The following is a 10,944-nucleotide window of genomic DNA, read 5'->3' as shown; positions in this document are numbered from 1 at the left end:
TCGATGACCTCCGCCCAGCTCTCCAGCGCCCCCGCGCCGGCCCCGACCATCGCCGCGTGGGACAACCCGCCCGCCGTCGCCCCGCGTGGGACGATCATCCTGGTCGTCGGGCGGGGCGAGCACCCCGGCATCTACGAGCGGTTCGGCACGCGGATCGCATTCGACGGCTACCGCGTGCGGGTGGTCGGCGACCCGACTCTGGACGCGGACGCGGTGACGGCGGACATCCAGACGCTGCTGAGCGACCCCGACCTGCCCGCCCCCCACATCCTGGCGGGTTCCGACGCGGGCGCCGCGTTCGTCGCCGCCCTCGCCGCGACGGGGGCCGTGCGGGCCGACGCACTGCTGCTCGTCGGCCTGCCGGCGGCCGGGGACAGCCGGCCTGCGCCGGCGGGCACCGAAGCCGGGGCCCCGGGCGACGCGGCGGGCGCACTGGACGCCGACGCCGACGGCGAGGGCGTCTGGGCCGCCGAGCTCGCCGCCCGCACGGCCTGCCCGACCCACCAGGCCCGACTCAGCCACGATCCCCACCTGCGCCGCGGCGGGCTGGACACGCCGGTGCCCTCGGCCTGGCTGGCCGACGGCGACCTGAGCCGGGTGAACGTGCCGGTGCTGGGCCTGCACGGCACCGCGGACCTGGTCAGCCCGCTCGGCCCGGTGCGCGCCCGCTACGCGGCGGCGTCCCGTGCCGAGCTGGTCACCATCGACGGCGGCAGGCACGACGCCCTCAACGACGCCACCCACCGCACCGCCGCCGCGGCGGTCGTGCTCTTCCTCGAACGCCTGCGGCTCGGCAGCGATCTGCCCGCCATCGCGCACTGGTCGTGACCTGCCCCCACCGCCGCCGCGCCTGACCGTCTTCCGGAGGACCTGATGCCCGTCGAGTTCATCAGCGCGATCAACATCAACCAATCCAACGAGCTCAACCGGCTCGGGCAGACCGCCATCGACCTGCCGTTCTTCAAGCGGTACGCGCGGGCGCTGGACGAGGGCGGCTTCGACTACACGCTCGTGGCCTACAGTTCGTCGTTCCACGATCCGTTCACCCTGGCCTCGGCGATCACCCAGCACACCGACCGGGTCAAGCCGATCGTGGCGCTGCGGCCCAACACGATGTACCCGACGGTCGCCGCCAAGCAGCTCGCCACGCTGGACCAGCTCAGCGGCGGCCGGGCGGTCGTGCACTTCATCGCCGGTGGTGACGACCGCGAGCAGGCCCGTGAGGGCGACCGGCTGAGCAAGACCGAGCGTTACGCTCGGCAGTCGGAGTACATCGACATCCTGCGCAAGGTCTGGACCTCGACGACCCCGTTCGACCACGCCGGGACCTACTACTCGTTCGAGGACTTTGTCTCGCTGGTCCGGCCCGTCAACGGCACCATCCCGGTGTCGGTCGGCGGCTCCTCGGCCGAGGCCTACCAGGTCGGCGGCGCCAAGGGCGACATCTTCGGGCTCTGGGGCGAGCCGCTGAAGGAGACGAAGCAGCAGATCGACGCGGTGTACGAGCAGGCCCGCCTCGCCGGGCGCAGCGACACCCCGCGGATCTGGGTCACCTTCCGGCCGATCATCGCCCCGACCGAGGAACTGGCCTGGGAGAAGGCGCACCGCGTTCTGGGCGTCCTGCAGGGCAACGGCGGGATCGTGCACAAGGGCTTCCGGGTGGGCGGCAACGCCACCCCGGCCAACGTCGGCTCCCAGCGCCTGCTGGCCGCCGCTGCCCAGGGCGACGTGCACGACCGCGCGCTGTGGACGGCGACCGCCAAGGCGACCAACGCCGCCGGTGCGTCGACGGCGCTGGTCGGGACGCCGGAGACGGTCGCCGCGGCGATCCTCGACTACGTCGACCTCGGCGCCGAGCTCGTCTCGATCCGCGGTTACGACAACTTCAACGACGTCGTCGACTACGGCCGCTACGTCCTGCCGCTGGTGCGCCAGGAGCTGGCCCACCGGGAGGCGACGGGCCAGCGCGGCGAGGTCGTCCCACTCGACGCGGGCCTCGCCCGCCACGAGCTCGTCGGCGCGGCCGGGACGCAGGTGGCGTCATGACCGCACCGTCCGAAGTGATCGCACCGTCGGCCGCCGAGGCCGGGTCCGTGCCGGTGGGTGAGGCCGTGCCCGTGGCGGGGCTGCCCGAGGTCGACATCTCCGACACCGCGCTGGCCCGGGTCGGCGCCCAGATCGCCGCCACCGCCGAGGAGTACGACCGGTCGGGGGAGTTCCCCTGGAAGGGCGTGCAGGCCGTGCACGACGCGGGCCTGCTGCGCCTGGGCATCGACGCGCGCTACGGCGGGCGGGAGCTGCGCCCGACCGACAGCATTCGGGTGTTCACCGCGCTCGGCAAGGGCGACCCGTCGGTGGCGCTGGTCTCCGCGATGACCGTCTTCCAGCACGTGATGCAGGCCCGTGACCCGTTCTGGCCCGACGAGCTCTACCGGACCGTCGTCGCCGACTCGCTGGAGCGGCCGGTGCTGCTCAACGCGATCCGGGCCGAGCCGGAGCTCGGCGCCCCGGCCCGCGGCGGCCTGCCGGCGACGAAGATCCGGCGCACCGCCGACGGCTGGGTGGTCAACGGGCACAAGGGCTTCGCGACCAGCTCCGAGGGGCTGAGCTACCACCTGGTGTGGGCGGCCACCGAGGACGACGACCCGCTGCTCGGGCATGTGATCATCCCCGCCGACTCGCCTGGCATCGAGATCGTCCGCACCTGGGACCATTTCGGGCTGCGGGCGAGCAGCACCCACGACGTGATCTACACCGACGTCGAGGTGCCCGCCGCCAACTTCCGCGGGCTGCCCGCCTCCGCCCAGGCGCCGGACGCCGGGTTCGCCGCCGTCGGGATCGGGGCGACCGCCCTCTACATCGGGGTGGCCCGCGCCGCGCAGGAGTTCTTCGTGCGGTTCGCCAACGAGCGGGTCCCCACGGCGCTGGGCCGGCCGATCGCCACGACCGAGCGGATCCAGACGGTCGCCGGGGAGATCGAGGCGCAGCTCGTCGCCGCCGAGGAGATCGCCTTCGGGGTGGCGCGGCGCTTCGAGGAGGGCGCACCGCAGGCGGCGGAGCGTTCCATTCTCGCCAAGCCGCTCATCGCCCGGGCGGCGATCGCCGCGGTGCAGACCGCGGTCGCCGCCATCGGCAACCCCGGCCTGACCCGGCGCAACCCGCTCGAACGTCACCTGCGTGACGTCCACTGCGTCCGGGTCCACCCGCCGCAGGAGGACACCGCGCTGCTCATCGCGGGCCGGCGCGTCCTCGCCGCCGCGCCGCCCGCCGCCGGCTAGCCACCGCCGCGTCACCGCCGCGGCCACCCATCCCGTCCACCGGGTCTCGAATCCAGTCCGTCCTACTCATCCCGTCCATCCCGTCCATCCCGTCCGCTCGTCGCGGAACGTTACAAGGGGGAGCACCATCACCATGACCACGTCGCACCGTCACCGAACGACGCGACGGCTGGCCGCTACAGCCGTCTCCGTCCTCGCGGCCGTCTCTCTCGCGGCCTGCGGGAGCGGAGGCTCCTCCAGCTCCGCGACCTCCGGAACCTCCGCGGCCGGCGGCGCCCAGGACGGCAAGCCCGTCCCCGGTGGACGCCTGAAGGTCGCCTTCTGGTCGGACTTCCAGGCCTGCATCGACCCGAACCAGGTGTACTGGATCGAATCCCGCAGCATCGACCGCAACCTGGCCGACTCGCTGACCGACCAGGACCCGAAGACCGGCAAGATCGTCCCCTGGCTCGCGACGAGCTGGACGGTGAGCCCCGACGCCACCTCGTACACGTTCAAGCTGCGCGATGGGGTGACGTTCAGCGACGGCACCAAGCTCGACGCGACCGCGGTCAAGACGGCCTACGACGGGCTGCACGACCTCGGCGCCAAGTCGACGCTCGGCCTCACCTACCTGGCCGGCTACAAGTCGACCACCGTCGTCGACCCGTCCACCGTCAAGATCGACTTCGCCACCCCCAACGCCGCGTTCCTGCAGGCCTCCTCGACGACGACGACGGCCATCCTGTCGCCGGCGACCTACAAGGAGACCCCGGAGGCGCGCTGCGCCGGCAAGATCGTCGGCTCGGGCGAGTTCACCCTCGACAGCTACTCGGCCGGTAAGTCGGCGAAGCTCACCAAGCGCGCCGGCTACGCGTGGCCCAGCTCGCTGATCGCGAACAAGGGCGCGGCGTACCTCGACGGCATCGACATCAGCTACATCGCCGAGGACAACGTCCGGGTCGGCAGCCTGACCAACGGCACGATCGACATCGCCTGGCCGCGCCAGCCGATCACCTCCGCCGACCAGCAGGTCATCAAGGCCTCCGGCGCCACCATCGAGACCCGCGCCCTGCCCGGCATCATCGGGCTGCTGGTCCCGAACGTCACCGCCGGCCGGCCGCTGGCCGACCTGCAGGTGCGCAAGGCGCTGTACAAGGCACTGGACCTGCCCAGCTACGCCAAGACCGTGTACTGGGACGACTACCCGGTGGCGAAGAGCCCGGTGACCTCGACCACCCCGTACGCGGCGGACGAGTCCGCCAAGCTCGCCCACGACCCCGCCGGGGCGGCGAAGCTGCTCGACGGCGCCGGCTGGGCCCTGGGCTCCGACGGCTATCGGCACAAGGACGGCAAGAAGCTGACCCTGACCTACCTGACCAACGCGGCCGGCCCCGGTGAGCAGCTCGTGCAGGACCAGCTCAAGAAGGTCGGCATCGACTACCAGATCAAGGTCGTCACGGCCGCGCAGCTCACCCCGACCGGCAACTCCGGCGACTGGGACCTCTCCGGCGGCTACCTGACCCGGGCGGACCCGAGCGTGCTCGGCTCGTCGCTCGACCAGGCCGTGTCCAAGCAGTACACGGCGAAGTACTCCCAGGAGCCGGCGACCGCGGCGAAGGTCAGCGCACTGTTCGCCAAGGGGCTGTCCACGGCCGACCCCGACAAGCGCGCCGCCGCCTACCAGGACCTGCAGGACGCCCTGATCGACAACGGGGTCGCCTACCCGCTCTTCGACCGGCTGCAGACCGCCGGCGTCTCGGGCAAGGTGCACGGCTTCGCGTGGACCTCGGAGAGCTTCCTGCGCGCCAACGACATCTGGCTCTCCAAGTAGGACCCCGCACCCAGGACCGGAACCACCACCGTGGGACCGGAACCCGCCACCGTAGGACCGGTACCCACATGCCCCGTTATCTCGCCGGTAGGGTCGCCCAGGCACTGCTCGTGCTCTGGGCGGCCTACACCGTCACCTTCATCATCCTGAACGTCCTGCCCAGTGATCCGATCACCCTGCAGCTCAGCGCGGGTGGCGCCGACGTCAGCCAGCTCACCGCGGCGCAGGTGCACGAGCTCAAGGCGCACTACGGCCTCGACGACCCGATCGTCGTGCAGTACTTCCACCACCTGTGGGGGGCGCTGCACCTCGACTTCGGGATGTCGCTGACGCAGAACGTCTCGGTGGGCTCGCTCATCACCGACAAGCTGCCCTCGACGATCACGCTCACCGCCGTCGCGGTCGTGTTCATGCTGGTGTTCGGCCTCGCCATCGCCTTCCTCGCCACCTACGTCCAGTGGCGCCCGGCGCGCACGCTGCTCGCCCGGCTGCCCGCCGTCGGCGTCTCACTGCCGCAGTTCTTCGTCGGGCTGCTGCTCATCCAGGTCTTCTCGTTCTCGTTGACCTGGCTGCCCGCGACCGGCACCCACGGCTGGAAGACCCTGGTGCTGCCGGCGATCACGCTGGCCCTGCCGGGTGCCGCGATGCTCGCCCAGCTGCTCACCCGCAGCCTCAACGACACCTGGCGCGAGCCCTACATCGTCACCGCCCGGGCCAAGGGCCTGTCCCGCTGGACGATCCAGGTCCGGCACGCGCTGCGCAACGCCTCGCTGCCGGCGCTGACCCTGCTCGGCGTGCTCGTCGGATACACCGTCGTCAACGCGGTCGTCGTCGAGACGGTGTTCTCCCGCAACGGCATCGGCCAGCTCGCGCAGCAGGCGGTGCTCGGCCAGGACGTGCCGGTCGTCCAGGCCATCGTCCTGATCGCGGCGGGGCTGTTCGTCGTGGTCAACCTGATCGTCGACCTGCTTTACTCGCTGCTCGATCCGCGCGTGGCCCGCGCGGCTCGGGCGGCCTGAGGGGGACCGCACCGATGCCCGACAAGATCCTCTCCCCGAAGCCCGACCTCGTCGCGCCGCCGGAGCAGCGCGCCGCCGTCGCCCGCGCCACCTCGTCGGCACCGGCCGCGCCACCGGTCGTCACCCCGGCCGGGGTCGCCCTCCCGGTCCATGCCACGGCGCCGGCCGGCCTCGCGGTGCCGGCCGGCCTCGCGGTGCCGGCCGACCTCGCGGTGCCGGTCGGCGCCGCGGCCCCGCCGCCGGGCGAGGCCGGGGCGGGCGGGCAGGTGCGGCGACGACGGCACGACATCCTCGCGGCGGCCAGACCCCTGCTGCGCCGCCCGGGGTTCGTCCTCGCCGCGCTGTTCGTCGTCTTCGTGATCGTGTCGGGCCTCGTGCCCTCCCTGTTCACCTCGTACAAGCCGTCCGCGACGGTCCCGACCGACAAGCTGAAGGGGCCGAGCATGAGTCACCTGTTCGGCACCGACGAACTCGGTCGGGACCTGTTCAGCCGGGTCCTGCACGGCTCCACCCTGACCATCAAGGCGACCGGTGGTGCGGTGCTCATCGCCATCGTCGCCGGGCTGGCCATCGGTGTCGTCGCGGGCTTCTTCGGCGGCTGGGTCGACGGCGTGCTCATGCGGATCATCGACATCCTGCTGGCGCTCCCGATGCTGCTGATGGCCCTGGTGATCGTCACCGCGCTCGGGTTCGGTCTCCTGCCGATCGCGATCGCGGTGGGAGTCACCATCACCCCCGCCTTCGCCCGCACCACCCGGGCCGAGGTGCTACGGGTGAAGGAACAGCCCTATGTGGAGGCGGCGCGCACCGGCGGTGCCTCCTGGGGTCGGGTGCTGGTGCGCCACGTCCTGCCGAACTCCTGGGGGCCGGTCTCCGTGCTCGCGGTGCTCGACTTCGGCACCGCCGTGCTGACCATCTCCTCCCTGAGCTTCCTCGGGTTCGGCACGCCGCCGCCCGCCGCCGAGTGGGGCACGCTGATCTCCAACGGCCGCAACTTCCTCATCACCAGCCCCTGGCTGTCGCTGCTGCCCGGCCTGTTCGTCGGCCTGGTCGTGTTCAGCCTCAACCACATCGCCCGGACCCTTGAGGAGATGCAGCGATGAGCGCCGAGGCAGCGGTGGACAGCCCGGCCGCACGGCCCGACAGCGGCCCCATCGTGGAGCTGTCCGGGCTGTCCGTCGGCTACCAGCAGCGCGGACGCACGACCCTGGCAGTCGAGGACGTCAACCTCACGATCGCCCCCGGCGAGACGGTGGCCGTCGTCGGCGAGTCCGGCTCGGGCAAGACGACGACGGCGAACGCGATCCTCGGGCTGCTTCCGTCGAGCGGAGTGATCACCGCCGGTCGCATCCGCATCGCCGGCACCGACGTCACCGGCGCGTCCGACCGGGTGCTGCGCGCCTTCCGGGGCAACGTCGTCGGGCTCGTCCCGCAGGACCCGATGGTCGGGCTCAACCCGACGATGCGCATCGGTGGGCAGATCGCCGAGGTGGTGCGCCGCCGCGGCGTCGACAAGCGACTGGTCAACGCCGAGGTGATCGAGGCGCTGGAACGCGCCGGGGTGGACCAGCCGGTGGTGCGCGCCCGGCAGTACCCGGGTGCGCTCTCCGGCGGCCTGCGCCAGCGGGTGCTCATCGCCATCGCGATCGCCGGGCATCCCCGGCTCATCGTCGCCGACGAGCCGACCAGCGCGCTCGACGTCACCGTGCAGCGGCGCATCCTCGACCACCTCGGTGGCCTCGTCGCCGAGACCGGCACCTCGCTGCTGATCATCACCCATGATCTCGGCGTCGCCGCCGACCGGGCCGACCGGGTCGTGGTCATGCAACGCGGGCGGATCGTCGAGCAGGGCGAGCCCGCGGCGATCCTGCTGCGCCCCCAGGAGCCCTACACCCGCCACCTCATCGCCGCCGCCCCGGCGCTGTCGCACGCCGGCGGCGTCGTGCCCTGCTTCACCGACGTCACCCCGGCGCCCGAGGTGCTGCGCCTGGACGGGATCGGCAAGGACTTCCGGCTGCCCCGAACCGCGAGCGGCGAGCGGACGTTCCGCGCCCTCGACGACGTCAGCCTGTCCGTGCGCGCCGGGCAGACCCTCGGGCTCGTCGGCGAGTCCGGTTCCGGCAAGACGACCGCGCTGCGCATCGCGATGGGCCTGGAGAAGCCGACCCAGGGCCGGGTCCACCTCGACGGCGTCGACATCACCGACGCCGGCTGGTCCGAACTGCGCCCGCTGCGGCGGCGCTTCCAGCTCGTCCACCAGAACCCCTACTCCTCGCTGGACCCGCGGTTCACCGTCGCGCAGACCATCGCCGAACCGCTGGTGTCGTTCCGGGTCGGTGACCGGGCCAGCCGCGCCGCCCGGGTCCGCGAGCTGCTCGACCAGGTGGCCCTGCCGGCCGCGTTCGCCGACCGCAAGCCGGCGGAGCTCTCCGGCGGGCAGCGCCAGCGGGTCGCGATCGCCCGCTCGCTCGCCCTCGAACCCGAGCTGGTGTTCCTCGACGAGCCGGTGTCGGCGCTCGACGTGTCCGTGCAGGAGCAGATCCTCACCCTGCTGCTGCGGTTGCAGCAGGACCTGGGGGTCGGCTACCTGTTCATCTCCCACGACCTCGCGGTCGTCGCCCAGCTCGCCCATCACGTCGCGGTGCTGCGCGCCGGGCGGATCATCGAAAGCGGCCCCGCCGCGGACATCCTCACCGCCCCCGTCGAGGAACACACCCGCGAACTGCTCGGCGCGGTCCCCGGCCAGCGTTTCGCCGCCGAACTCGCCGCCTCGGCGCCGCCCGGGACGAAACGGTGAACCGTCGGGGTCGGACCCGGGCCGCGCCCGCGCGGACGCGCCCGCCCCGGCCCGGGTGGCACCGTCAGGACAGCACGGACCAGACCTCACAGAACCAGACCTCACAGAAGGGATCGGGGCGATGAGCCGCCGGTACATAGTCATCGGAGCCGGCGCGGTCGGCGCGACCATCGCCGCGGAACTGCACCTCGCCGGCATCGGCGTCGTCGTCGTCGCACGGGGCGCCAACCTCGCCGCGCTGCGCGCCCACGGGCTGCGCTACATCCGCCCGCCGGCCACCGAGGGCGGCCCGGCCGACTCCCGGCGCCTGGACCTGGCCGTGGCCAGCGGGCCGGACGAGGTGGAACTGCGCTCCGGCGACGTCCTCGTGCTCGCCACCAAGTCGCAGGACTCCGAGGCCCTGCTCGCCACCTGGGCCTGGCAGCCGGTCGACGGCGGGCGCACCACGGCGGCCGAGACGCTGCCCGTCGTGCTGCTGCAGAACGGCCTGGAAAACGCCCGCACCGCGCTGCGCCGCTTCGCCGTCGTCGTCGACGCGATGGTGCTCAGCCCGTCGTCGCACCTGCGCCCCGCAGAAGTGATCTCCCCGGCGGCGCCGCTCGTCGCCGGCTTCCTGCTGGGCCGTGCGCCCGGCGGTGGCGTCGGCGACCCGGTGGTCGAACAGATCGCCGCCGACCTGCGCCGCGGGGCGAGCGCCGTGCGGATCGTCGACGACATCGGCCGCTGGAAGGCCGGCAAGCTGCTGGGCAACCTCGCCTACAACCTCGACGCGCTCTACCCGCCGAGCCCCCGGCGTGACGTCGCCTCCGCCGAACTCGTCGCCGAGGCCCGCCGGGCGTTCGACGCCGCCGGCATCGACATCGCGGACCTGCGCCAGGACGGCGGGTTCGACGTGAGCGAGCTCGTCATCCACGACGTCCCCGGCTTCCCGCGCCAGGGCAGCTCCACCTGGCAGAGCCTGGCCCGCGGCGGCTCGGTGGAATCCGACTTCCTCAACGGGGAGATCGTCCTGCTGGCCCGGCTGCACGGCCTGAGCGCCCCGGTGAACGCCGGCGTGCAGCGGCGCATCGCCGTCGCCGCCCGCCTCGGCACCCCGCCGGGCGGGCTCGGCGACGCCGACCTCGGCGAGCTGCTGGCCGCGAGCCGCGGGCCCGGCCGCTCCGGGGCGGCCCGCCAGCCCGGCGGCGAGGTGCTCGTCGACGCCAAGGCGCTGTACGACGAGCTGACCTCGGTCGCACCGCCGCTGCTGCTCGACGTCCGCTGGGCGCTGGGCGACCCGCACGGCCACGACCACTACCGCGAGGGCCACCTGCCGGGCGCCGTCTACGTCGACCTCGACACCGAGCTCGCCGCCGCCCCCGGCGGCACCGCCGGGCGCCACCCGCTGCCCGAGCTCGCCGATCTGCAGCGCGCCGCCCGCTCCTGGGGGCTGACCGCCGGACGCCCGGTCGTCGTCTACGACGACAACGGCGGGCTGTCCGCCGCCCGGGCGTGGTGGCTGCTGCGCTGGGCCGGCGTCGCCGACGTCCGCATCCTCGACGGGGCGCTCGGCGCGTGGCGCGACGCCGGACTGCCGGTCGAGACCGGGGAGATCATCGGGCTGCCCGGCGACATCGTGCTCGAACCGGGACATCTGCCCGTCCTCGACGCCGACGCCGCCGCCGCGGTCGCCCGCGAGGGGATCCTGCTCGACGCCCGCGCGCCCGAGCGCTACCGCGGCGAGGTGGAGCCCGTCGACCCGCGCGCCGGCCACATCCCGGGGGCGGTCAGCGCGTCGACGGGGGACAACCTCGACGACGCCGGCCGGTTCCGGCCGGCCGCGGAGCTGCGCGCCCGCTTCCTCGCTCTCGGCGCCTCGGCCACCGGCGGCACCGCGGCGCCGGCGCCGATCGGGGTGTACTGCGGGTCGGGGGTGACGGCCTCGCACGAGATCGCCGCCCTCGCCGTCGCCGGATTCGACGCGGCGCTGTTCCCGGGCTCCTGGTCGGCGTGGTCGTCCGACCCGGCCCGCCCGGTCGCCACCGGCCCCCGATGACC

At 73.3% G+C, this 10,944-nt stretch carries 8 protein-coding genes; all 8 read left to right on the top strand.

The genetic code is table 11. The annotated features are described in order from the left end of the window. Positions 1-3: 3 nt before the first annotated feature. Positions 4-828, top strand: coding sequence for an alpha/beta fold hydrolase (locus NBZ83_RS24505; RefSeq protein ID WP_261570682.1), 825 nt, complete (start codon positions 4-6; stop codon positions 826-828). A gap of 45 nt (positions 829-873) precedes the next feature. Then, on the top strand, positions 874-2,046 hold the full coding sequence (locus NBZ83_RS24500; protein WP_261570681.1) for an LLM class flavin-dependent oxidoreductase: 1,173 nt from the start codon (positions 874-876) through the stop codon (positions 2,044-2,046). Beyond that, on the top strand, positions 2,043-3,278 hold the full coding sequence (locus NBZ83_RS24495) for an acyl-CoA dehydrogenase family protein (RefSeq protein WP_261570680.1): 1,236 nt from the start codon (positions 2,043-2,045) through the stop codon (positions 3,276-3,278). Before NBZ83_RS24500 ends, NBZ83_RS24495 begins: the two co-directional genes overlap by 4 nt. Positions 3,279-3,411: 133 nt before the next feature. Continuing rightward, a complete protein-coding gene (locus NBZ83_RS24490) occupies positions 3,412-5,091 on the top strand; it encodes an ABC transporter substrate-binding protein (protein ID WP_261575880.1) in 1,680 nt (559 codons plus the stop codon). Positions 5,092-5,159: 68 nt separating this feature from the next. Further along, entirely contained in the window at positions 5,160-6,110 is a 951-nt protein-coding gene (locus NBZ83_RS24485) for an ABC transporter permease (protein ID WP_261570678.1), read from the top strand. A 14-nt stretch (positions 6,111-6,124) separates the two neighbouring features. Continuing rightward, positions 6,125-7,213, top strand: coding sequence for an ABC transporter permease (locus NBZ83_RS24480; RefSeq protein WP_261575879.1), 1,089 nt, complete (start codon positions 6,125-6,127; stop codon positions 7,211-7,213). Further along, the gene (locus tag NBZ83_RS24475; protein WP_261575878.1) at positions 7,210-8,907 is read left to right on the top strand and encodes a dipeptide ABC transporter ATP-binding protein; all 1,698 of its coding nucleotides are present in this window, start codon (positions 7,210-7,212) and stop codon (positions 8,905-8,907) included. Before NBZ83_RS24480 ends, NBZ83_RS24475 begins: the two co-directional genes overlap by 4 nt. A 121-nt stretch (positions 8,908-9,028) precedes the next feature. Beyond that, positions 9,029-10,942, top strand: coding sequence for a rhodanese-like domain-containing protein (locus tag NBZ83_RS24470; RefSeq protein ID WP_261570675.1), 1,914 nt, complete (start codon positions 9,029-9,031; stop codon positions 10,940-10,942). The last annotated feature ends 2 nt before the right edge of the window (positions 10,943-10,944 follow it).

This window comes from Frankia gtarii, assembly GCF_025403375.1.
In the GTDB taxonomy this organism is placed as follows: domain Bacteria; phylum Actinomycetota; class Actinomycetes; order Frankiales; family Frankiaceae; genus Frankia; species Frankia gtarii.
This window is presented reverse-complemented; position numbering and strand designations above follow the sequence as displayed.

What these genes read in the sequence shown, in the direction of transcription:
- NBZ83_RS24505 (WP_261570682.1), top strand. Translation starts at nt 4, where the DNA reads ATGACCTCCGCCCAGCTCTCCAGCGCCCCCGCGCCGGCCCCGACCATC.
- NBZ83_RS24500 (WP_261570681.1), top strand. Translation starts at nt 874, where the DNA reads ATGCCCGTCGAGTTCATCAGCGCGATCAACATCAACCAATCCAACGAG.
- NBZ83_RS24495 (WP_261570680.1), top strand. Translation starts at nt 2,043, where the DNA reads ATGACCGCACCGTCCGAAGTGATCGCACCGTCGGCCGCCGAGGCCGGG.
- NBZ83_RS24490 (WP_261575880.1), top strand. Translation starts at nt 3,412, where the DNA reads ATGACCACGTCGCACCGTCACCGAACGACGCGACGGCTGGCCGCTACA.
- NBZ83_RS24485 (WP_261570678.1), top strand. Translation starts at nt 5,160, where the DNA reads ATGCCCCGTTATCTCGCCGGTAGGGTCGCCCAGGCACTGCTCGTGCTC.
- NBZ83_RS24480 (WP_261575879.1), top strand. Translation starts at nt 6,125, where the DNA reads ATGCCCGACAAGATCCTCTCCCCGAAGCCCGACCTCGTCGCGCCGCCG.
- NBZ83_RS24475 (WP_261575878.1), top strand. Translation starts at nt 7,210, where the DNA reads ATGAGCGCCGAGGCAGCGGTGGACAGCCCGGCCGCACGGCCCGACAGC.
- NBZ83_RS24470 (WP_261570675.1), top strand. Translation starts at nt 9,029, where the DNA reads ATGAGCCGCCGGTACATAGTCATCGGAGCCGGCGCGGTCGGCGCGACC.